A 21,995-nucleotide genomic window follows, 5' to 3' on the forward strand; every position below is an offset into this window, starting at 1 on the left:
TCCCCGATCCGCACCCGACCGGAAGGACGACCCATGCCGCGGCCCCGGCTCACCGCCAGTCTCGCCTACTGGAGCTCGCGCACGCCCGATTCCATCGCCCTGGAATGCGAGCGGACGACGCTCACCTGGCGCCGGCTCGCCGACTCGGTCGAGGCGGTCGCGCGCCAGCTGCGAGACGGCGGGCTGGCGGCCGGCGACCGGATCGGGTACCTGTGCGAGAACGGCGCGGGCGTCATCCAGACCATTCTCGCCGCGGCGGCCCTGGACGCGATCGTCGTCCCCCTCAACGTGCGGCTCACCACGCCCGAGCTGAGCTGGATCGCCGAGGATGCCGGGCTGTCCGCGCTGCTGACCGACCGGGCGTTCGCGGACCGGTCAGAGGAACTCGCCCGGCGCCACGATCTGCGGGTCTACTGGCAGGGGGACGCGGCACCGGACTGGGCCGCACCGCTGGCCCGGGAGGGGACGGATTCACGTGAGCTGCTGTCCCGGGTCACCGCCGCCGAGGACCTGCCGGTGTTCATCTGCTACACCTCGGGCACGACCGGCCGGCCCAAGGGGGCGGTGCTGACCCACGGCAACGCCGTCGCCGCGGCGACATCGTTCTCGATCACCGAGACCATGACCCGCTTCGACACCTGCTTGCTGGTGCTGCCGCTGGCCTTCACCGGCAGCATCATGGCGACATGGGCGCCGACGTACTACAGCGGTGCGCGCTTCATCATGCACCGCCGCTTCGACGCGTCCCGCACACTGGCCGAGTTGCAGGACGGCGGCGTGACGGTCTTCCCGGCGGTGCCGGTGGTGTTCGAGCAGCTGGCGGCACTCGACGGGTTCGACAACGCCGACCTCTCCACGGTGCGCGTGGCCAAGGCCGGCGGAGCGCCGCCGTCCGCCGCGACCCTGCGCAGGTACGAGGACCGCGGGATCCCGATCGGCCAGGGCTACGGCATGACCGAGAGCTCCGGGGTCGGCACCTCCCTCCCCCAGGAGGATTTCGAGCGCAAGGCCGGCTCGGCGGGGGTGGTGAACTTCGGGACCGACCTGTCGATCCGGGACGCCGCGGGCGATCCGCTCCCACCCGGTGAGGTCGGAGAGATCTGCCTGCGCGGACCCAGCGTCATGCCGGGCTACTGGGAGAACCCGGACGCGACCGCCGAGGCGCTCGCCGGCGGCTGGCTGCACACCGGTGACCTCGGGCTGCTCGACGACGACGGCTACCTGACCATCATGGGCCGCGAGAAGGACATGGTCCTGTCCGGCGGTCTCAACGTGTATCCGAGCGAGATCGAGCGCGTCCTGCTGCTGGACGAGCGGGTCCGCGAGGCGGCGGTCGTCGCCGTGCCCGACGAGCGGTGGGGAGAGGTTCCGGCCGCGATCGTCGTCACCGACGGCCCCGGCCCCGGCCCCGATCCGCTCCTGGCCCTATGCCGGGAGGAACTCGCCGACTACAAGATCCCGAAGTACTTCCACTTCACGACCGACCCCCTGCCGCGCACGATGTCCGGAAAGGTCTCCAAGGCGGACCTGCGCGACCGGGCCGCGAAGCTGTCGGGACTCCCGTCGCCCGGGCGAGGCGCGGCGGCGGCGGACCAGGCGGCCGATGAAGCACGGGGCTGATGGACCGCGGGGCCGGATCGCGGGGAACCTCACGCCTCCGCGGAGGATCGCGGGGGCCTCACGCCTCCGCGGAGGTCAGTTGCGTGCTGATCGCCGCGGCGGCGGCCACCACCTGGTCGGCCGCCTTGCCGACGGCCGCCACGCGGTCCTTGTCCGTGGGCGTGTAGACGGCCACGCTCGCGGCGACACCGTCGATCGAGCTGATCGGGACCGCGAGCGCCCACAGCCCGCTCTGGTTCTCCTCGGGACCCGCGATGTAGCCCCGCCTGCGGATCCGCGCCAGCTCCGAGCCCATGGCCCGGTTCTCCCCGACGAGGTGCCGCAGGTCGTCCTCGTCGCCGAAGGCCGCCATCACCTTCCCGGACCCGGTCGCGAGGATGTGGTGGCGCAGCCCCGGCGGGTAGCTGACCTGCACGATGTGGTCCCGGCTGACGATCCGGTGGACCGAGAGGGACTCCTGGCGGTCGCGGACCACCAGCACGACGGTCTCGCGCAGGCCGTCGACGAGCGTCGCCATGTGGGAGTGCGCGGCGTCCCGGACCGCCCACTCCACGTGCTGCGCCAGCGCGAAGAGCTTGGGCCCGAGGCGGTAGACGCCCGCGGTCCGGCGGATGAAGCCGCGCACCTCCAGGGTGCTCAGCAGCCGGTAGGCGACCGTCCGCGAGAGACCGAGGTCGCGCGCCACCTCGGCGATGGTCGTGCCGCCCCGGTCGCCGAGGTACTCCAAGATGTTCAGCGCCCCGTCCGTCGTCTTGGAGACTTCAGGCATCCAGCCGTCCTTACCCGCGTGTCCGAATATCGGAGGTCACCCTAGCTCCCGGCCCCGGCCGCGTCCAGTCGGGGCGCCGGGGACCGGTCGACTACTATTCGGATTGTACAACCCGATTAACGGACATAGGAGCAGGGTCGATGAAGGCCACCGAGATCCACCTGGCCCGGCGTCCGCAGGGAGATCCCGTTCCCGAGGATTTCCGCGAGGTCACGGTCCGGCTCCCCGATCCCGGGCCCGGCCAGCTGCTGGTCCGCAACGTCCTGATGTCGGTCGACCCCTACATGCGCGTCCGCATGGCGAAGCTGCCGACGTACCCGGCATGGGAGATCGGGGACCCATTGGACGGAAGCGCCATCGGCGTCGTCGTCTCCTCGGCCGATCCCGCCCTGCCCACCGGAACCGTCGTCTCCCACCGATACGGGTGGCGGGACCATGCGCTGGTCTCCGCGGCCGACCTCCGCACGCTGCCCTCGTCCCCGGGCATCCCGCTCACCGCGCACCTGGACGTACTCGGCATGACCGGGCTCACGGCCTACGTCGGGCTCAGACGCATCGCCGGCCTGCGCGCCGGGGAGTCCGTCCACGTCTCGGGGGCCGCAGGGGCCGTGGGCACCGCCACCGGTCAGATCGCGCGAATCCTCGGCGCCGCCCGCGTGACCGGATCCGCGGGGTCCGCGGAGAAGGTCGCCTACCTCACGGGCGAACTGGGCTACGACGCGGCGTTCGACTACCACACCGAGGACCTGTCCTCGGCCCTCGGCGCCATCGCCCCCGACGGTTTCGAGGTCTACTTCGACAACGTCGGCGGCGACCACCTTGAGGCGGCCCTGAACGTCATCAGCCCGCACGGCCGTATCGCCGTGTGCGGTGCGAGCAGTGCCTACAGCGCACCCGGTGACGCGGACGCTCCCGGGAACCTGATCTACGTCCTGACCAAGCGACTGCGCATGGAGGGCTTCAACGTGCGCGAGCACCTGGCCCACTACGAGGGGTTCGTGACCCAGGCGGCCCAGTGGATGCACGAGGGAACGCTGCACAGCAGAGTCACGGTGATCGAAGGGCTGAGCCGCGCCGTGGAGGCGTTCCAGCTGATGCTGAAAGGGGCGCATCGCGGAAAGATGCTGGTCCGCCTCTCCGACGACCCCGTCTGATCGGTCTCAGAGTCCTTGTTTGCCGGTGGCCCAGTACGGCTTGGTGGTGATGGCGCGGCGCGGCAGGATCCCGCCGTCGACGAGGGTGCGCCGTTGGCGCTGGATGGATTGGGCGTGGCCGAGGAGCAGCGCGCCGTCGGCGCCGGCGAGCCCGCCTTCCACGGAGGCCTGTTCGAGCCAGCTCTGAAGGGCGTCGCCCGGTGCTCCTTCGGCGGCGACGAAGTGGTGGCGGGGCCAGCGGTCGGCGAGCGGCCGCAGGGCCTCGGACGAGACCTCGATGGCGGTGATGTGCTCCGTCCGGGCGTAGGCGTCGATGGTGCCGAGGGCGCAGCCGTCGCCGAGGCAGAGGCGCCGGGTCCCGTGTTCGCGCAGAGGCCGGTGCCGTCCGGTCAGCACCGTGATCCAGGCGCCGGTGCGCAGGCCGCGGATCCAGTGCGCGCCAGGACCGGCGGCCTGGGTGGTGGCCAGGACGGTGACGCGCTCGGGGTCTCGGCCGTTCACCGTCCTCACCGTGTAGCGGCGGCCTTGGGTGGCGGAGGCGCGGACCTGGATCTCGTGGCCCGGCCGCCAGCCACCGGGCGGCGCCTCGGCACGCAACTCCACCTCAACGAACCCCGGAGCGGGCTCGCCCAGGTCGAGGACGCGCGCCCGGCGGCCCATGAGGGATTCGGCGAGCTTGCCGATGAGCGTGGGTGCCTGCGGCATGGGGTGCCGTCCTTTCCGGTGGGATGCGGTCAGGCCGCCGGGGCGGGGGACGCCGCGGGTTCGGCGGTCTCGGCCTTCGGGACGAGGAGGGCGAGCAGGAGCGGGAGGGCGCTGAGGCCGAAGGTCCACCAGAACGTGGCGGAGAACGCCGCGAGGCCATCGGCCGGTGCGGCGGTGCCGTCCAGGAGGGTCTGGAGGACGACGGCGATGACGGCGACGCCGAAGGGCGCGCCGACGCGCTGCACGACGTTGAAGGCGGCGCTGCCGCGCGGGGCCTCGTCGTGGCTCAGGCTCGCCAGGGCGAGGAGCATCAGCGGGAAGGTCGTGGCGCCGAAGCCGAGGCCCTGCAGGAACTGCCCGCAGAGCAGCAGGACCGTGCCGCCGTGCGCGCCGGCGAGGGCGAACGGCGCGATCCCGGCCATGGTCAGCAGCACGCCCGCGGCCACGACGACGCGGCCGTCCAGCCGTGCGGCGAGCCTTCGTGCGAGCAGGAAGAACGTCATGATGCCGACGCCCTGCGGGATGAGGAGCAGTCCGGTGTCCAGCACGCTCTCGCCGCGGACCTGCTGGTAGAACAGCGGCAGCAGGAACGCCAGCGCGTAGGTGGAGAACCCGCTGACGAAGGTGATGAGGCTGCTCAGGCCGAAGCCGCGCCGCGCGAACACCCGCACGTCGATGAGGGCGGCGCGGCGGGCGCGCAGCGAGTGCGCCGTGAACGCAGCGATGAGGGCGGTGCCGGCCAGGAGGGGAAGCCAGGCGGAGGCGGAGGCGAAGCCGCAGTGGCCGGGTGCTCGGCTGATGCCGTAGGCGAGGGCGACGACGCCGGGCGTCAGGAGCAGGAAGCCGGCGGTGTCGAATCGGTGGCCGCGCCGGCCCGCGGTGGCCGGCAGCAGCCAGGAGCCGAGCACGACCGCGGCCAGGCAGACCGGGACGTTCACGAAGAAGAGCCAGCGCCAGTCCGCCGACTGGAGGATCACACCGCCCAGCACCGACCCGAGGACCGGTCCGAGCAGGCTCGGGACCGCGACCGGGATCATCGCCCTGTCCAACCGGTCGGGCCCGGCCGCCTGGGCGAGGATCGACATCGTGATCGGGATGACCATGCCGCCGCCGATCCCCTGCACCACGCGGAAGGCGACGAGGGCGGGCAGGGAGCCCGCCAGGCCGCACAGGAGCGAGCCGGCCAGGAAGGCGCCGACGGCGAACAGCCATGCGTTCCGGGCGCCGAACCGCTCGGAGATCCAACCGCTCGCCGGGATCACGGCCACGTACGCGAGCAGATAGCCGGTCACGATCCACTGGGCCTGGGCGACCGGGGCCCCGAACCGGGTGCTCAAGCGGTCCAGGGCGATGTTCACGATCGTGGTGTCCAGGAGTGTGGTGAAGGCTCCCAGGGCGAGGACCGGTCCGATGAGGTACAGCCGGCGATCGGTGACGGGCACGGCCGGTACGGGCGGTGCGGCAGTCGATGATGTGGACATGGCGCGCACACTACACCGTTTAGTGTAGTTGGTGCTACACCGATCGGTGTAGGCTTGGGCCGTGGCGAACACGGTGCGCACGGACAAGCGGGTACGCGAAGGGTCGCGGGAGAAGCGGGCGGCGATCATCTCCGCCGCGCGGGAGCTGTTCGCGCGCCAGGGGGTGGACGGCGTCAGCATGGACGCCGTGGCGGCCCGCGCCGGGGTCTCCAAGCGCACCGTCTACGACTACTACGGCGACAAGGACCGCCTGTTCCTGGCCATCCTGTCGGACACCTCCGACGCCCTGAACGCCTCGGTCCAGCATGCCTTGGACCGGCACCTCCCCATGGACGGCACCATCACCACCGTCACCCGGCTCCAGGAGGCGGTCACCGCGCTGGTCGTCGAGCTCGGCAGGACCCTCGTCGGCTCCGCCGACTACGCGGCCGCGTTCGCCCTCATCGCCCAGCGGCGCTGGCGGGAGCCGGGCAGCCGGGACGACGTCGTGACGGTCTCCGCCGAAGAGGCCCTCGCCGAACACCTCGCCCACTTCGCGGACGCCGGGCTCCTCGACACCGACGACCCGCAAACAGCCGCCTACCACCTCGCCGCCCTGACCGTCCTGCTCGCCTACAACGACCAGCCCGACCCCGCCACCGCCGACTCCGGCCGCATCCGCCAGATCATGACCGACGGGGCCCGCGCCTTCATCCGCGCTTACGCCACCCGCTAGCCGAACCCGCTCGCAAGGCGCCAGGACTCACACCGAACCGCAAGCCGCCCCCGAATCCGCCACCGGGTGCGACGGGCACGTCACCGTGACCGAGCGGCGTTCGCGGACGGCGGGCAAGGGATGGCCCGTACCAGCGTGGCGTCGGTGGCGCCTGGTTTCCGGCGCACACCTGCATGCTCTCGTAGCGATCGGACAGCTCCGCGACCGTGCCGGCTCCTCGGGGGGAGAGGAACACTCCGGGGTGCTGGTCGGCTCCCTCGCACAGACCCTCTACGAGGGCCCGGCCGATCTCGCCCACCCCGATGACGCCGATGCGCTCCACCGCGTCCTCCTCCATGATGCGTGCAGGTCGTGCCACGTGCCGGCCCGCGTCCGAGGGTAGGCGGAGGCGGCCGGCACGGATGTCACGCGGTGAGCCGGCTCGACTCCGCCGGGCGCTTCGAGTCGCGGCCTTATCGGGGTGTCACGGCGTTCTCGCGGGGGACGTCCCGCGCGGTCCGGGCGAGGCCGGGGATCAGGATCACCGCGACGATCAGGTGCATGCCGGCCAGGATCGCCATGGACGTGCCGTCCGCGGCGCTGCCGAGCGGCCCCGTCATCGACAGGGCCAGGGCGACCGCGGCGATGACGGTCCACACCCGTCCGGGCCGGGCGACCATGCGTTCCAGCAGCGCGAGCAGGCCCCAGGCGGCCAGGCCGGCGATCAGGCTGCCCGCGATGACCGCGCCGGCCCCGACCTCGGCGGTCTTCCCGCCGGTCTCGGCGGACGGGTCGAGCCCGGCCACCGGGCCGGTCAGCACCCACAGGACGAGCGCGGCGGCGACGGCTCCGGCGACGGTCAGTGCCCGCTGCACGCGGTTCCCACTGGACATGTTCGCTTCCCTTCGTTGACGTGTGGCAGAAGCGTCGCCGCCGCGGCGGGCCGGGCGCATCGGGCGCGCGGCGACACCGGGTACGACCGCGGGACGGGCGGGCACCGACTTTGGTCGGTGTCGCCGCGGCGGCGCCCGCGGCTAGCCTCGGTCCGGTGGACGACGTGACCTCCGACCAGGCCGGACCCGGCGCCTGGCAGCAGCGCAGGCGCAGGGGCGCCGTCATCGTCGCGGTCGCCGCGACCATGCTGACGGCGATGGCGGTCTGGGGCCGGTTCAGCTCGGGCGTGGCGGGTGCGGCGCTGATCCTGGACATCGCGGTCGGCGCGGCGAGCTGCCTGCTGGCGCCGCTGCTGCTGTGGCGCCCGGTCGCGGTGTCGCTGGCCCTGGACGTGCTGGCGGCGCTGTCCCCGGCCGCCACCACGGCGGCGAGCATGGGCGCGCTGCAGGTCGCGCAGCGGCGCCGCTTCCCGGTCGCGGCCGGGGTCGGCGCGGTGGGGATCGCGGCGCATGTCGTCCAGGGGCTGTGGCGGCCGAGCAGCGGCATCTCGTTCGGCTGGTGGCTGCTGCTCGTGAGCCTCGGCTACGGCGCGATGGTGGGCTGGGGCGCGCTCGCGCGGGCGCGCCGGGAGCTGCTGGAGTCGCTGCGGGAGCGGGCCCGCCGCGCCGAGGCCGAGCAGGGCCGCCGGGTCGCCGAGGCCCGCATGCTGGAGCGGACCCGGATCGCGCGGGAGATGCACGACGTGCTCGCGCACCGGCTGTCGCTGCTGGCCACCTACGCGGGGGCGCTGGAGTACCGGCCGGACGCGCCGCCGGAGAAGCTGTCGCAGGCCGCCGGGGTGGTCCGCGCCGGGGTGCACCAGGCGCTGGACGAGCTGCGCGAGGTGATCCTGCTGCTGCGCACCGACGACGCCGGCGAGGAGGACCGCCCGCAGCCCGTCCTGGACGACGTGCCCCGGCTGGTGGCCGAGTCGCGCGACGCGGGCGGGCAGGTGGAGCTGCGCGACGAGACGGTCGAGGCGTCCGCGCTTCCCGCCGCGGCCGGACGGACGGCGTACCGGGTCGTGCAGGAGGGCCTGACCAATGCCCGCAAGCACGCCGCGGGCCGTCCCGTCCGGGTGGTGCTGGAGGGCCGCCCCGGCACCCGGCTGGTGATCGACATCCGCAACCCGCTGCCCGCGGACGGCGCGGCGCCGCTGGCCCCCGGCAGCGGAACGGGGCTGGTCGGGCTGACCGAGCGGGTCCGGCTGGCGGGCGGGCGGCTCGACCACCAGGTCACCGCGGGCGAGTTCCGGCTGCACGCCTCGATACCATGGCCCGCGTGACCCGCCCCCTGCGCGTGCTGATCGTGGACGACGACGCCCTCGTCCGCGCCGGACTGTCGATGATGCTGGACGGGACGGGCGGCATCACCGTGGCCGGCGAGGCCGCCGACGGCGACGAGGTGCCCGCCGCGGCCGACGCCCACGCACCCGACGTCGTGCTGATGGACCTGCGGATGCCCCGCGTGGACGGCATCACCGCGACCCGCAGGCTGCGGGCCCGCCAGGATCCGCCGGAGGTCATCGTGCTGACCACGTTCGACTCCGACGAGAACATCCTGCACGCGCTTCGCGCCGGCGCCAGCGGGTTCCTGCTGAAGGACACGCCGCCGGACCAGATCGTCCACGCGGTGCGGCAGGTCGCCGCCGGGGACCCGATCCTGTCGCCGCGCATCACCCGCCGGCTGATGGACCGCGCGGCGGTGGAGGCCGGCGCCTACCAGCGGGCGCGCGCGGCGCTCGCCCGGCTCAGCCCCCGCGAGAACGAGGTGGTCCTGGCGATCGCCCGGGGGTGCTCCAACGCCGACATCGCGGCGGAGCTGTTCATGAGCGTCGCCACCGTCAAGGCGCACGTGTCCAGCGTCCTGACCAAGCTCGACCTGGACAACCGCACGCAGATCGCGCTGCTGGCGCACGACGCCGGCCTCGACTGACGCACCCCGGCGCACTCCCCCGCTTGCGCGCGGCCCCTCCCCCGTGCCAATCTTGGAACAGTCATTCCAAGTTAGGAGCGCGCGGATGCCGGACGTCAAGCACTTCGACCCCGACACCGTCCTGGACCAGGTGGTGCGGCTGTTCTGGCGGCGCGGCGCCGCCGCCACCGGGATCGCCGAGGTCGTGGCCGAGACCGGGATCAGCCGGTCCAGCCTCTACACGACGTTCGGCGGCAAGCGTGAGCTGCAGGTGGCGGCGCTGCGCCGCTACGTCGACCGGCAGTCGCGCCCGGTGTTCGATCGGCTCGCCGCCGACGGGCGGGGCCTTCCGGCGATCGCCGGGTTCTTCGAGGCGCTCGTCACCGCGCGCTGCTCCGGCGAGCACGCGCGCTGGGGCTGCATGGTGTCCAACGCCCACGCCGTCCAGAGCGACCGCGACGCCGCCGAGCGGGAGGTGCTCGACGCCCACCACGAGGCGCTGTGCACCGCCATGCGCGCCGCGCTGCGAGCGGCAAGCGACCACGGGCAGTTGCGCGACGGCCTCGACGCCGACGCCACCGCCCAGATGCTGGCGCTGCTGGCCTACGGCGTGAACCTGCGCTCCCGCGCCGGCGCGTCCCCCGCCGAACTGTCCGCAACCGTCGGCGCGGCGCTCCGCACCCTGACGGCCCGTTGAAGGAGATGAAGATGGCCGAGTTCACCGTCTACGACGAGACCGACGCCCCCGAACAGGCACGCCCCCACCTTGAGGCCGCCAAGAAGCGGATGGGTTTCGTCACCACGCTGAACGGCGTGATGGCCGAGTCGCCGGAACTGCTCGCCGGCTACAACACCCTGTCCGAGCTGTTCGGCAGGTCGTCGCTGCCCCGCGACGCCAAGCACGTCGTGTGGATCACCGCGAGCGTGCTGAACGGCTGCGAGTACTGCGTGGCGGCGCACTCCACGCTGGCGCTGCGGCAGCGCGTCCCCGCCGGCGTCGTGGACGCGCTGCGCGCCGGACACGCCCTGGACGATCCCGCGCTGGAGGCCGCCCGCCGCTTCACCGGCGCCATGGTCACGCGGCGCGGCTGGGTGGACGACGAGGAGATCGAGGCGTTCCTGGACGCCGGCTACACCCGCCGCCACGTCCTGGACATCGTTCTCGGCATCGGCATGAAGACCCTGTCCAACTACACCAACCACATCGCCCACACGCCCCTGGACCCCGCCTGGAAGGAACAGGAGTGGACGGCGCCCGGCCCTGATCTCACCTGACGGCGTATCCGGCGCCCCGCTCCTCCACCGGCACCACCTCACGGGGCGCACCGCCGCGGGCCGACGCGGCGATGAGCACCGCGAGCCCGGCGAAGACCACGGCGGCGATGAGGCCGGTGACGTGCACGCCCGCGGTGAACGCGGCGCGGGCGGTGCCCAGCAGCTCGTCCGCCTGCGCGGACGGCAGCCGATGGCTCTCGGCGACGGCGCCGGCGATGGTGCGGGACGCCGCGCCCCCGGCGCCGTCCATCCGGGCGCGGTAGACGAACGCCCCGGCCACGCCGATGACGGCGAGCCCCAGTGACCCGCCGAGGTAGTTGCTGGTCTCCGACATCGACGCCGCCGATCCGGCCCGCTCGGGCGGGACGGACCCGACCACCAGGCCGGTCCCCAGCGCGAACAGCGGGCCGGTGCCCAGGGCGAGCAGGGCGATGCCCGCCATGACGGCCGGGACGCCGTCGGCCACGGTCAGCGGGAGGCACCCCAGCGCCGACACCGCGAGCCCGGACGCGATCGCCGTGCTCGGCCTCATCCGCCGGGCCAGCATGGGCGCGGTCATCGTCCCGGCCGCGACGCCGAGGCCCATCGGCGCGAACAGCAGCGCCGAGGCGAGCGGCGAGTGGCCGAGGACGCTCTGCAGGTACTGGGTCACCATCAGGCCCGTCCCGGCCATGGCGATGCCCGCGAACACCAGCGCGGCCAGGATCGCGGTGAACGGGCGGTTGCGCAGCAGCCGAAGGTCCAGCAGCGGGCTGTCCAGCTTGAGCTGGCGCCGGACGAAGGCGACGCCGACCCCCGCCCCGGCGGCGATCGTGAGGGCCGGCGTGACCTTGTCGTGCGCGCCGGCGATCGTCAGCTGCTTCAGCCCGTACACCACCGGCAGCACGGCGGCCAGCGAGAGGCCGACGCTGACCGGGTCGATCCGGCCGGCGGACCGGTCGCGGAACTCCGGCAGCACGAACGGCCCGGCCACCAGCAGCAGCACCATGACCGGCACCGCGACCAGGAACACCGACCCCCACCAGAAGTGCTGGAGCAGGATTCCGGCCAGGACCGGGCCGAACGCCCCGCCCGCGAACTGGCAGGTGGCCCAGATCGCGATGGCCTTCCCGCGCTGCCGCTCGTCCCGGAAGATGCTGGTGATCAGCGCCAGCGTCGAGGGCATCAGCGCCGCGCCCGCCACGCCGAGCAGCGCCCGCGCGGCGATCAGCGTCCGCAGGTCGGGCGCCCACGCGGCGGCCACCGACAGGACGGCGAAGGCGGCGGCGCCGGCGAGCAGCAGCCGGCGGCGGCCGACGCGGTCGCCGAGCGTTCCCATCGTGATCACGAACCCGGCGACCAGGAAGCCGTAGGCGTCGCTGATCCACAGCTGCTCGGTGCCGCTCGCGCCCAGGTCCGCGCTGAGCCGCGGCAGCGCGAGCAGCAGCGCCGTCAGGTCCATCGCGATCAGCAGCGCCGGTAGCGCCAGGACGGTCAGCGCGAGCCATCCGCGCGCCCCGGCGAGCAGTCCCGGAGCGTCCTGATCCTTGTGTTCCATGCCGCGTTTCCTCTCCCCTGCGGGTCACGTCTCGTCCGCTGGTCGGAGCGGGCCGGCGATTCTCGACATCGCCCGCGGCTCTTTCTGCGAGGCGGGAGCGGCGGCCCGTTCGCGGGGTACGCCGGACCGCACGGTGGGAGGGTGCCGAAAGCGGACGCGCCGCCCGCCTGCCCGATTCGGGCGGCTGACCATGGACGGCGCGGCTCCTCGCCCGGCCGGTGGCGGTCAGGTGGCCGCTCCCGGCGGGCGGGTGAGGGCGCCGGCGCGGGCGGCGGCGCAGGCGGCCGCAGCGGCGCGGTCCGCGGCCTCCTCGCCGGCCGGCTCGCCGGTGATGAACAGCCGGTAGAACAGGGGGGCGACGGCGACCCGGACTACCTCGGCCGCGTCGGTGTCCGCGGGGACCTCGCCGCGTTCGATCGCCCGCTCCACCAGGGCGGCGGACTGCTGGTGCCGGCGGGCGAAGAAGGCGTGCAGGGCGCGGGCGGCGTCGCCGCTCTGCGTGGCGGCCAGCACGAACGCGCGGGCGACGGGCCCTTCGACGGGGTCGGCGTAGCCGGTCGCGACGAGCCGGGCGAGGGCCCGCAAGTCGCCGGCGAGAGTGCCGGTGTCGGGGACGGGCCAGGGCTGCGCGGCGGCGCGGTCCAGGGCGTCGGCGATGAGGCCGACGGCGCTGCCCCAGCGCCGGTAGACGGTGGTCTTGTGCACCCCGGAGCGGGCCGCGACCCCCTCGACGGTGAGCCCCGGGTAGCCGCGCTCGGCCAGCTCGGCCAGGGTGGCGTCGCGGACGGCGTCGCGCACCCGGGCGGTGCGGCCGCCGGGGCGGACGGTCCCGGGCCCGGACGCGGTCACCCGGCGGCCCGGCGATCTCTGCGGGTTTCCACGTCCCGATCGTAACGCAACTCAGGTTGCGTTAACCTCGCCGCTGACCGGAAACAGCAATTGGGGGACGAGGGGGGACGATCCATGCCGCACGGTTCGCACGCCACGATCAGGGAGTTCACGGTCACCGGCCCGGAAGCGGGCCCCTACGGCATCGCCGCCGGGCCGGACGGCGCGCTGTGGTGCACGCTCGTGCACGACGGCCGGATCGCCCGCATGACACCGGACGGGGACCTCACGCTGCACGGCCCCGCCGCCGACGGCCCGATGACCATCACGGCGGGCCCGGACGGCGCGCTCTGGTTCACCGCGTTCCAGAGCCACGCCATCGGCAGGATCGGCACCGACGGGGAGATCACCGAGTTCGCCGCGCCCGAGGGCTGCGGCCCGTGCGGGATCGCGGCCGGCCCCGACGGCGCCCTCTGGTTCACCCAGATGCACACCGGCTCCATCGGCCGGATCACCGTGGACGGCCAGGTCACCGGCCACCAGGTGCCGGGCGAGGGCACCATGCCGTCGATGATCACCACCGGGCCGGACGGGGCGCTGTGGTTCACCCTCAACCAGGGCAACGCCATCGGCCGGATCACCCCGGACGGCGACCTCGCCGTCCATCCGCTGCCCACCGAGGGCGCCGCGCCGGTCGGCATCACCGCCGGACCGGACGGCGCCCTGTGGTTCACCGAGATCGGCACGGGGCACATCGGGCAGATCACCACCGACGGGAAGGTCACCGAGTTCCCGCTGCCCGACCCCGGCGCCCGCCCGCACGCCATCGTCGCCGGCCCCGGCGGCGACCTGTGGTTCACCGAGTGGGGCACCGCCCACATCGGCCGCATCAGTCCCGACGGCCGCATCGACGAGCATCCGCTGCCGACGCCCGGATGCGAGCCGCACGGCATCGCGGCCGGCCCGGACGGCGCCCTGTGGGTGGCGCTGGAGACGGGCGCGCTCGCCCGCGTCGCCGTCAGCTGACCGGCGCCTCGAACCACACTTCGAGCCGCGCCGAAACGTCCGGCGGCCACGGTGGAGGGCATGGACTCCACGACGCCGGCCGAGCCGACCGGCGAGGCCGCCGCCCGCGACGCGGCGCCTCCGCCCAGGCGCGGCGCGATGCTGGCGATCCTGTGCGCAGGGATGTTCCTGGTCCTGCTCGACGTGACGGTCGTCAACGTCGCGCTCCCGGGGATCGGGCGGGCGCTGGGCACGGGCCTGCCCGGCCTGCAAGGGGTCGTGGACGGGTATGCCGTCGCGATCGCGGGCCTGCTGCTCGGCGGCGCCCTCGGCGACCGGATCGGGCACCGCAGGATGACGCTCGCCGGCTTCGGCCTGTTCGGGCTCGCCTCCCTCGCCTGCGGGGCCGCGCCCGGCGCCGGGCCGCTGATCGCGGCGCGCGTCGCCCAGGGCGCGGGCGCCGCGCTGCTGCTGCCCGGCAGCCTCGCCCTGATCACCGCGATGTACCCGGGGCGCGCCGAGCAGGCGCGGGCGCTCGGGATGTGGGCGGGCATCTCCTCCACCGCGCTGCCGGCCGGGCCGCTGCTGGGCGGCCTGCTGGTCGACACGACCGGCTGGCGGTGGATCTTCCTGCTGAACGTCCCGATCACCGCCGCGGCCATCGCCGGGGTCCGCGCGCTCGTCCGCGAACCCGCCGGGCGGCCGCGGCCGGGCGCCCCGCTGGACCGCGCCGGGATGGTCCTCGCCCCGCTCACCCTCGGCGGCCTGGTCTGGACGGTCATCGCCGCCGGCCACGGCCACCGGGAGACCGCCGCCGGCACCGCCGTCCTCACCCTGGCCGCCGCGGCGGCGTTCGTGGCCGCCGAGCGGCGCGCGGCCGCGCCGATGTTCCCGGGCGGGCTGCTGCGCGCCCCGGCGTTCCTCGGCGCCAACGCCATCGCGCTGATCATGAACCTGGTCACCAACGGGGTCCTGTTCGTCGCGACGCTGCACCTCCAGCAGGCCGGGCACCGCTCCGCGCTCGCCGCCGGGGCGATGCTGCTGCCGATGGCCGTGCCGCTGGCGGTCCTGGCGCCGGTGAGCGGGCGCCTCACCGCGCGGTTCGGGACGCGGGTGCCGCTCGCCGCGGGGGCCGCGGTCGCCGCCGCCGGATGCCTGTCCCTGCTCGGCGCCGGGCAGGGCGGCGGGTACGGGGCGCTGCTCCCGGCGCTGCTGGGCATCGGGATCGGGGACGGCCTCATCGTCACCGCCGTGGTCGCGGCGGCGATGCGCGCGGTCGCGCCCGCGCACGCGGGACTGGCCGGCGGCGTCAACAACACCGCCCGGCAGGTCGGGACGGCACTCGGTGTCGCGGTGTTCGGGGCGGTCGCCGGCCCGGCGACGCAGCCCGCGTTCGCTTCGGGCCTGCACGCCTTGGCCTGGGCGAGCGTCGCGCTGTGGCTGGCCGCGCTGGCCCTGACCCGCATCGTCCCGGCCCGCTGAGAAAACCCGTTGGCATGATCGGCCGTGTTCGCCTAGAACGGTCGCATGCTGCGCAAGTACCCCCGGACCCGGCACATCGAGGGCTCCCGGCTCCAGCCGGGCGACCACGACCTCGCCTCGGTGCCGTTCGCCGCCATCGCCGGGCGGTACCTGGTGGTGGAGGAGAAACTCGACGGCGCCAACGCCGCCATCAGCTTCGGCTCCGGCGGCGAACTGCGGTTGCAGAGCCGCGGCCACTACCTCACCGGCGGGCCCCGCGAGCGCCAGTTCGGGCCGTTCAAGGCGTGGGCGGCGTCCGTCCAGCACGTCCTGCGCGAACGCCTGCGGGACCGGTACGTCATGTACGGGGAATGGCTGTACGCCAAGCACACCGTCTTCTACGACGCCCTCCCCCACTATTTCTGCGAGTTCGACGTCCTGGACCAGTCCGACGGGACGTTCCTGTCGACCGAGCGGCGCCGCGAGCTGCTGGACGGGACGCCGGTGGTGTCGGTGCCCGTCCTGCACGAGGGCCCGCTGCGGGACGTGGCCGCGCTCACCGCGTTCGCCGGGCCGTCCACCTGCCGCACCCCGGCGTGGCGGGACGCGCTGCGCACGGCGGCGCGGGCGGGCGGCGCCGATCCCGACCGCGTCACCGAGGAGAGCGACGTCTCCGAGGAGATGGAGGGCCTCTACATCAAGGTGGAGGAGGACGGGGAGACCGTCGACCGCTACAAGTGGGTCCGGCCGAGCTTCCTGACCGCGATCCTGGACTCGGGCACCCACTGGCAGGACCGGCCGATCGTCGCCAACGGCCTCGCCGACCCGGAGGTGCTGTATGCGGGTGTTTGAGGAGCTGTGCCCGGCGCCGCCGCACTGGACCGTCCCGTGGGAGGAGATCCGGGACGCCTTCGCCTGGGTGCGCGACATGGCCGGCGTCCCGCAGGACGCCGTCTACCACGGCGAAGGCGACGTCGAGGTCCACACGCGGATGGCGTGCGAGGCGCTGGCGGCGATGCCGCGGTGGCGGGCCCGCCCGGCCGGCGAGCGGGTGCGGCTGTTCACCACCGTGCTCATGCACGACATCGCCAAGCCGTCCTGCACCGCCACCGGTGACGACGGCCGCATCACCGCGCGCGGCCACTCCCGCCGCGGCGACCTGATGGTGCGCCGCATCCTGTGGGAGCTGGGCGCGCCGGTCGGCTGGCGCGAGCATGTGGCGGCGCTGATCCGCCACCACCAGGTGCCGTTCTGGGCGCTGGAACGTCCCGACCTGCAGCAGATCGCGTTCCGCGTCAGCCTGCTGGCCCGCAACGACGACCTGGTGCTGCTGGCGTCCGCCGACATCCTCGGCCGCATCTGCCCCGACACCGACGAGCTGCTCGACAACGTCGCCCTGTACGGGGAGTACTGCGCCGAGCAGGACTGCCTGGACGGGCCGCGCGCGTTCCCGTCCGACCACGCCCGGTTCTGGTACTTCCGCAAGCCCGGCCGCGACCCCGGCTACGCCGCCTACGACGACACCCGCTGCACCGCGACCGTGCTGTCGGGGCTGCCGGGCGTCGGCAAGGACCACTGGATCGCCGCGAACCGCCCGGACCTGCCCGTCGTCAGCCTCGACCGGCTCCGCGCCGAGCTGGGCGTCGACCCGGCCGGCGACCAGCGCGCCGTGGCCGCCGCCGCCCACGAGCTGGCCCGCGGGCATCTGCGCGCCGGGCGGTCGTTCGTGTGGAACGCCACCAACGTGTCGCGGACGCAGCGGGACCTGTGCGCCGGCCTCGTCGCCGCCTACCGGGGACGTGTGGAGATGGTCGCGCTGGAGGCGCCGCCGCGCGTGGTCCGGGACCGCAACCGGGCGCGGACCTCGCCCGTCCCCGACGCGGTGATCGACCGGCTCGTCCGCCGCTGGGAGACGCCGGACCCGACCGAGGCCCACCGCGTCCACTGGCTCAGCACCGCCTGAGCCGCCCGGCGCTCACCGCGCGTCGGGACGCGGCCACGTTTAGCCCATGAGCACAGGGAACGCCAGCACCAGGCTTCGTAACGAAACGCGGAGGGGGCCTGGAGGCTATGAGCATCGTGCGGCAGCAACATGACGGCGAAGGCCAGGCCAAGGCCGGGGCCGCGGGCGCGCACCGGCAGGACTTCGGACGCGCCCCGGAGTTCAACGGCGACCACCATGAGGCGGGAACGGGCGAACTGGTCCGGCAGGCCGCCCAGCAGGTGTCGGAGCTGATGCGCGCCGAGCTGCGCCTGGCGGTGGCCGAGCTGAAGGACAAGGGCCGCCACGCCGGCACCGGCGCCGGCATGTTCGGCGGCGCCGCCCTGGTCGCCCTGTACGGGTTGGGGGTGCTGCTGGCCGCCGCGGTCGCGGCGATCGCGGTGGCGCTGCCGGTATGGGCGGCCGCGCTGATCATCGGCGTCGTCCTGATGCTGGTGGCGGGCGTGCTGGCGATGCTGGGCCGGGCGCAGACCAAACGCGCCGCGCCGCCCAAGCCCGAGCGGGCCATGGACGAGGCCAAGCAGGCGGTGGCCGAACTGAAGGAGAGGGCGACGCACCGATGACCACGCAGGGCAAGCACGGCGCCGAGGCCGGGACCGAGGAGCTGCGCCAGGACGTCGACCGCGCCCGGCACGAGCTCGGCGACACGGTGGAGCAGCTGGCCGCCAAGGCCGACGTGAAGGCCATGGCCCGGGAGAAGGCCGAGTACGCGCGCGCCAAGGCCCGCGACGCGGCCGCTTCGGCATGGCAGGTCGCGGGCTCGGAGAAGGCGATGTCCGCGGCGCGGCGCGGCGGGGCGGTCGTGGCCTCGGCGGGCGCCGTCACCGCCGCGGCGCTGTGGATGCGGCGCCGCCGGCGGCCGCGGGCGCGGCTCGGCCGCGGCCGCAACGCGCCGGTGCAGGTGCGGTACCGCATCGGCCAGAAGCGCGCCGTCAAGGTGCGCCGCCGCAACCGCGGCTTGTTCTGAGACGAGACCCCCCTCGGAGAGACGAGACCATGGGCAGTGCGAGCGCAACCCCCGGCCGGACGGCCGCCCCGGCGCGCGGCGTCCTGAAGCGCACGGCCGGCGAGTTCAAGAAGGACAACGTGACCGCGTGGGCGGCCGCGCTCACCTACTACTCGGTGCTGTCGATCTTCCCGGCGATCCTGGTGGTGGTGTCGCTGGTCGGCCTGGCCGGCCAGTCGGCCACCGACGACCTGATCGACGGCATCGGCGATCTGGCGCCGGGATCGGTCCGGGACCTGCTGATCAGTTCGGTCCGGCAGCTGCAGGGCGGCGGCGGCGCGGGCGTGCTCGCGATCGTGGGCCTGCTCGCCGCGGTGTGGTCGGCGTCGGGGTACGTCGGCGCCTTCATGCAGGCGTCCAACGTCGTCTACGACGTCCCCGAGGGGCGCCCGTTCTGGAAGACGATCCCGCTCCGCGTCGCCGTCACGATCGTCACGCTGGTGCTGCTGTCGGTGTCGGCGGTCGCGGTGGTGGTGACCGGGCCGCTGGCGCGCAAGGTCGGCGACGGCATCGGGGCGGGCTCGCAGGCGGTCACGGTCTGGAACATCGCCAAGTGGCCGGTGCTGCTGCTGGTGGTGGCGTTCCTGTTCATGCTGCTGTACTGGGCGGCGCCGAACGCCAAGCGCGGCCTGCGGGGCCTGGCGCCGGGCGCCCTCCTGGCGATCGTCGTGTGGATCGTCGCGTCGGCCCTGTTCGCGCTGTACGTGGGGAACTTCGCGTCCTACAACAAGACCTACGGCAGCATCGCCGGGGTCATCATCTTCCTGGTGTGGCTGTGGATCACGAACCTGGCGATCCTGCTGGGCGCCGAGCTGAACGCCGAGCTCGAGCGCGGCCGCGCGATCGCCTCGGGCATGCCGGCCGGGGAGGAGCCGTACGTCGAACCCCGCGACACGCGCGCGTTCGACGAGGAGGACCGCCGCGAGACCGGCTGGCAGGACGCGCGGGAAGAGGACGACGGGAAGCGGGGCGTTTCCGGCCCGTCCGCCCCGCAGGAGGCTCCGGGCGTGCGCCGCGGAGACCCCGGGGCACGCCACTAGGGCATGCGGACCGTGCGTTTCCGGGGAATCACGGGTCGCACAACACCGAACACCCTGAATAGGATCGCGGGCATGCTCCGTCCCGCCTATCCGATCGAGACCGAGCGGCTGATCCTGCGGCCGTTCCACGAGGACGACCTTGAGGGTCTGTACGCTTACCAGTCGCTGCCCGAGGTGGCGCGCTTCCTGTACTGGGAGCCCCGTTCCCTGGAGGAGTCGCAGTCATTCTTGAAACAGAAGATGAGCGCGTCCACCGTGGAGAAGGAGGGCGACTGGCTCGTCCTCGCCGTCGAGTGGCGCGAGACCGGTGACCTGATCGGCGAGGTCAATCTGCAGTGGCGCAGCCGGGAGCACCGACAGGGCGAGATCGGCTACATCTTCAACCCCGCCTACCACGGCAAGGGGTTCGCGACCGAGGCCGCCGAGGTGGTGCTGCGGCTCGGCTTCGAGGGCCTGGACCTGCACCGCGTGTGCGGGCGGCTGGACGGCCGCAACGCCGCGTCGGCCCGCGTCCTGGAGCGGCTCGGCATGCGCCGCGAGGCGCACCTGCTGCACAACGAGATCGTCAAGGGCGAGTGGAGCGAAGAGGTCATCTACGCGATGCTCCGCCACGAGTGGGACGCCCGCTCCGGCGGCTGACCGGCGGTCACCGCCCGGCCTGCTCCTCCAGGGACCGGGCCAGGTCGCGGACGTGCCCGCGCAGTTCCTCGGGCCGGCGGACGACGAACGGGAACCCGATGCCGGCCAGCATCCGCGCCATGCCGTCCAGCCGCTCGGCCCGCGTGGTCATCACCACTCCCCCGGCGTCCTCGGTGAGCGTGGCGGTCGCGGTGGGGATCCGGCGGCGCGCCTCGTCCAGGGTGGTCTCCAGCAGGACCTCCACCTCGTGGGCGTAGGGGACGCGCGCCAGTGACCGGGTGACGTGCTGGACGGGGTCGACGCCGCCGGGGACGTCGAAGCGGGCGGTGCCGGGCTCGGCGGCGGCGACGCGGTCGACCCGGAACGTGCGGATCTCGCCGCTGCGGTGGTCGTGGCCCATCACGTACCAGCGCCCGGAGTGGAACACCAGGCCGTAGGGGTCCAGGTCCCGCTCGGTTTCGGCGCCCTGCCAGGACCGGTAGCGCAGCCGCACGCGGCGCCGCTCCCGCGCGGCCTCGGCGAGGGTGAGGACGGCGCCGGTGTCGGGCGCGGCGGCGTCGCGTGCCGCGAGGGTGAATCCGAGCGTGTCGCGCAGCGCCTGGACGCGGTCGCGCAGCGCGGCGGGCAGGACGCGCTGCACCTTGGCGAGGGCGCTCTCGGTCGCCTGCCCGGGCAGGCCCAGCCGCCGTCCCGCCAGCAGCCCGAGCACCACGGCGGCCGCCTCGTCGTCGGTGAGCATGAGGGGCGGCAGCTTGTACCCGGGCATGAGCCGGTAGCCGCCGTGGCGGCCGCGTTCGGCGACGACGGGGACGCCGAGGTCCTCCAGCCGGGCGGCGTAGCGGCGGACGGTCCGCTCGTCCACGCCGAGCCGCCGCGCCAGCTCGCGTCCGCCCATGCGGTGGTGGGCCTGGAGCAGCTCCAGCATGGCCAGGACGCGGGTCGTCGGATGGGACGGCGGCTGTGACACGGGTCACTCACTTAATCCGGGCGGTTTCTGTCCGGTATCGACCGTAGCGTGGGACCACAGCAACCCGAAAGGACGGCCGACATGGCGACGTTCGTACTGGTCCCCGGATACTGGCTCGGCGCGTGGGCGTGGGACGAGGTCGCGGCGCACCTGCGGGACGCGGGCCACGACGTGCACGCGGTGACGCCGGCCGGCCAGGCCGAGCGGGCGGACGAGGACGGGCCCGGCGTCGACGTCGACGCCCAAGCCGACGGCCTCGTGCGCCTCATCGAGGACGGCGGCCTGGACGACGTCGTCCTCGTCGCGCACAGCGGCGCGAACATGGCCGCGACCGGCGCCGCCGACCGGATCCCGCACCGGGTCGCCCGCATCGTCTACGTCGACAGCGGCCCCATGCCGTCCGGGCTGGCCGGCATCGACTTCCACGACCCCGGCTCGCGCGCGGAGCTGGAGAAGGCGGTCGCCGAGCAGGGCGGCGGGCGGACGATCCCGGTGCCGCCGTTCGACCCCGGCACCGACCCCGTCAACCTCGCGGGCCTATCGCAGGAGCGGCTGGCCGCCATGCGCGAGCGCGGCACACCGCAGCCGTTCGGCACGGCGACGCAGGCGCTCACGCGGCCCGACCCGCTGCCGGCGACGCCCCGCACCCTCATCTCCAGCACGATCCCGCTGGCCGCGGTGAAGGAGATGGGCGAGGGCGGCCACCCGATCTTCTCGATGATGGTCGGGCCGGGCTGGACCTACCGGGAGCTGCCGACCGGGCACTGGCCGATGTTCTCCAAGCCCCGCGAACTGGCCGCGCTGCTCGCCGGGCTCGCCGGGGACGGGGCCGCCGCGGGCGGCGCCTGAATGACTCACTTCTCCACAGCCCCGCCCGCGTTTCTTGTTACCCGCCCACGTAGATCATTTCGGCGGAGGCGAGGACACTCTGCGGAAGTCGCGCGGCCGCGGGGGTCGGGCCTGCT

The 21,995-nt window shown here is 74.1% G+C and carries 23 protein-coding genes; 16 read left to right on the forward strand and 7 right to left on the reverse strand.

Features of this window, described 5'->3' with window-relative positions; all coding sequences use genetic code 11:
* Window positions 1-33: 33 nt before the first annotated feature.
* Window positions 34-1,620, forward strand: a complete 1,587-nt coding sequence (locus E1293_RS08340; RefSeq protein ID WP_132195568.1) for a class I adenylate-forming enzyme family protein — start codon at window positions 34-36, stop codon at window positions 1,618-1,620.
* A gap of 58 nt (window positions 1,621-1,678) precedes the next feature.
* On the opposite strand, the gene E1293_RS08345 is transcribed toward E1293_RS08340, so the two are convergent.
* Complete coding sequence (locus tag E1293_RS08345; RefSeq protein WP_132195570.1) at window positions 1,679-2,389, reverse strand: IclR family transcriptional regulator; 711 nt, start codon at window positions 2,387-2,389, stop codon at window positions 1,679-1,681.
* 140 nt (window positions 2,390-2,529) lie between these two features.
* Here E1293_RS08345 and E1293_RS08350 point away from each other — a divergent pair, with 140 nt between their 5' ends.
* Entirely contained in the window at window positions 2,530-3,543 is a 1,014-nt protein-coding gene (locus E1293_RS08350; protein WP_132195572.1) for an NADP-dependent oxidoreductase, read from the forward strand.
* 6 nt (window positions 3,544-3,549) lie between these two features.
* Here E1293_RS08350 and E1293_RS08355 read toward each other — a convergent pair whose 3' ends face one another.
* Together E1293_RS08355 and E1293_RS08360 are read right to left on the reverse strand one after the other, a co-directional pair.
* Window positions 3,550-4,248, reverse strand: a complete 699-nt coding sequence (locus tag E1293_RS08355; protein WP_132195574.1) for an SIP domain-containing protein — start codon at window positions 4,246-4,248, stop codon at window positions 3,550-3,552.
* Between the two features lie 29 nt (window positions 4,249-4,277).
* Complete coding sequence (locus tag E1293_RS08360) at window positions 4,278-5,729, reverse strand: DHA2 family efflux MFS transporter permease subunit (protein ID WP_165978142.1); 1,452 nt, start codon at window positions 5,727-5,729, stop codon at window positions 4,278-4,280.
* Window positions 5,730-5,790: 61 nt separating this feature from the next.
* Here E1293_RS08360 and E1293_RS08365 point away from each other — a divergent pair, with 61 nt between their 5' ends.
* Window positions 5,791-6,444 (forward strand): TetR/AcrR family transcriptional regulator, encoded by a 654-nt coding sequence (locus E1293_RS08365; RefSeq protein WP_207938732.1) that lies wholly within the window; start codon window positions 5,791-5,793, stop codon window positions 6,442-6,444.
* 452 nt (window positions 6,445-6,896) lie between these two features.
* Here E1293_RS08365 and E1293_RS08375 read toward each other — a convergent pair whose 3' ends face one another.
* Window positions 6,897-7,316 (reverse strand): DUF6069 family protein, encoded by a 420-nt coding sequence (locus E1293_RS08375; RefSeq protein ID WP_132195580.1) that lies wholly within the window; start codon window positions 7,314-7,316, stop codon window positions 6,897-6,899.
* Window positions 7,317-7,471: 155 nt separating this feature from the next.
* Here E1293_RS08375 and E1293_RS08380 point away from each other — a divergent pair, with 155 nt between their 5' ends.
* From E1293_RS08380 to E1293_RS08395, 4 genes are all read left to right on the forward strand, one after another.
* Window positions 7,472-8,641, forward strand: a complete 1,170-nt coding sequence (locus E1293_RS08380; protein ID WP_243716095.1) for a sensor histidine kinase — start codon at window positions 7,472-7,474, stop codon at window positions 8,639-8,641.
* Window positions 8,629-9,291, forward strand: coding sequence for a response regulator (locus tag E1293_RS08385; RefSeq protein ID WP_132195582.1), 663 nt, complete (start codon window positions 8,629-8,631; stop codon window positions 9,289-9,291). The genes E1293_RS08380 and E1293_RS08385 overlap by 13 nt, the downstream gene beginning before the upstream one ends.
* A gap of 85 nt (window positions 9,292-9,376) precedes the next feature.
* On the forward strand, window positions 9,377-9,967 hold the full coding sequence (locus E1293_RS08390; RefSeq protein WP_132195584.1) for a TetR/AcrR family transcriptional regulator: 591 nt from the start codon (window positions 9,377-9,379) through the stop codon (window positions 9,965-9,967).
* 11 nt (window positions 9,968-9,978) lie between these two features.
* Window positions 9,979-10,545 carry a carboxymuconolactone decarboxylase family protein gene (locus tag E1293_RS08395; protein WP_132195586.1) on the forward strand — a complete coding sequence of 189 codons (567 nt, stop codon included), beginning with the start codon at window positions 9,979-9,981 and terminating at the stop codon, window positions 10,543-10,545.
* On the opposite strand, the gene E1293_RS08400 is transcribed toward E1293_RS08395, so the two are convergent.
* The gene (locus E1293_RS08400) at window positions 10,538-12,082 is read right to left on the reverse strand and encodes an MFS transporter (protein ID WP_132195588.1); all 1,545 of its coding nucleotides are present in this window, start codon (window positions 12,080-12,082) and stop codon (window positions 10,538-10,540) included. The two genes, E1293_RS08395 and E1293_RS08400, sit on opposite strands and share 8 nt — an antisense overlap.
* A 225-nt stretch (window positions 12,083-12,307) precedes the next feature.
* Entirely contained in the window at window positions 12,308-12,931 is a 624-nt protein-coding gene (locus E1293_RS08405; protein WP_243716096.1) for a TetR/AcrR family transcriptional regulator, read from the reverse strand.
* Window positions 12,932-13,045: 114 nt separating this feature from the next.
* Here E1293_RS08405 and E1293_RS08410 point away from each other — a divergent pair, with 114 nt between their 5' ends.
* The 8 genes from E1293_RS08410 (at window position 13,046) to E1293_RS08445 (ending at window position 20,063) form a co-directional block, all read left to right on the forward strand.
* Window positions 13,046-13,936, forward strand: coding sequence for a Vgb family protein (locus tag E1293_RS08410; RefSeq protein ID WP_132195590.1), 891 nt, complete (start codon window positions 13,046-13,048; stop codon window positions 13,934-13,936).
* 60 nt (window positions 13,937-13,996) lie between these two features.
* Entirely contained in the window at window positions 13,997-15,397 is a 1,401-nt protein-coding gene (locus tag E1293_RS08415; RefSeq protein ID WP_243716097.1) for an MFS transporter, read from the forward strand.
* Between the two features lie 45 nt (window positions 15,398-15,442).
* Entirely contained in the window at window positions 15,443-16,228 is a 786-nt protein-coding gene (locus E1293_RS08420) for an RNA ligase family protein (protein ID WP_132195592.1), read from the forward strand.
* Window positions 16,215-17,339, forward strand: a complete 1,125-nt coding sequence (locus E1293_RS08425) for an AAA family ATPase (protein WP_132195594.1) — start codon at window positions 16,215-16,217, stop codon at window positions 17,337-17,339. The genes E1293_RS08420 and E1293_RS08425 overlap by 14 nt, the downstream gene beginning before the upstream one ends.
* Window positions 17,340-17,446: 107 nt before the next feature.
* Complete coding sequence (locus E1293_RS08430; RefSeq protein WP_132195596.1) at window positions 17,447-17,941, forward strand: phage holin family protein; 495 nt, start codon at window positions 17,447-17,449, stop codon at window positions 17,939-17,941.
* On the forward strand, window positions 17,938-18,345 hold the full coding sequence (locus tag E1293_RS48520; protein ID WP_207938733.1) for a DUF3618 domain-containing protein: 408 nt from the start codon (window positions 17,938-17,940) through the stop codon (window positions 18,343-18,345). Before E1293_RS08430 ends, E1293_RS48520 begins: the two co-directional genes overlap by 4 nt.
* A 29-nt stretch (window positions 18,346-18,374) precedes the next feature.
* Window positions 18,375-19,424, forward strand: coding sequence for a YihY/virulence factor BrkB family protein (locus tag E1293_RS08440; protein ID WP_132195598.1), 1,050 nt, complete (start codon window positions 18,375-18,377; stop codon window positions 19,422-19,424).
* Window positions 19,425-19,496: 72 nt separating this feature from the next.
* Window positions 19,497-20,063: a GNAT family N-acetyltransferase gene (locus tag E1293_RS08445; protein WP_132195600.1), complete on the forward strand. Its 567-nt coding sequence runs from the start codon at window positions 19,497-19,499 to the stop codon at window positions 20,061-20,063.
* Between the two features lie 7 nt (window positions 20,064-20,070).
* Here the strand turns inward: E1293_RS08445 and E1293_RS08450 are convergent, their stop codons facing one another.
* Window positions 20,071-21,030, reverse strand: coding sequence for a helix-turn-helix transcriptional regulator (locus tag E1293_RS08450; RefSeq protein ID WP_243716098.1), 960 nt, complete (start codon window positions 21,028-21,030; stop codon window positions 20,071-20,073).
* Between the two features lie 81 nt (window positions 21,031-21,111).
* On the opposite strand from E1293_RS08450, the gene E1293_RS08455 reads away from it, so the two are divergent.
* Window positions 21,112-21,879 (forward strand): alpha/beta fold hydrolase, encoded by a 768-nt coding sequence (locus E1293_RS08455; RefSeq protein ID WP_132195602.1) that lies wholly within the window; start codon window positions 21,112-21,114, stop codon window positions 21,877-21,879.
* The last annotated feature ends 116 nt before the right edge of the window (window positions 21,880-21,995 follow it).

Source organism: Actinomadura darangshiensis (assembly GCF_004349235.1).
Lineage (GTDB): Bacteria > Actinomycetota > Actinomycetes > Streptosporangiales > Streptosporangiaceae > Spirillospora > Spirillospora darangshiensis.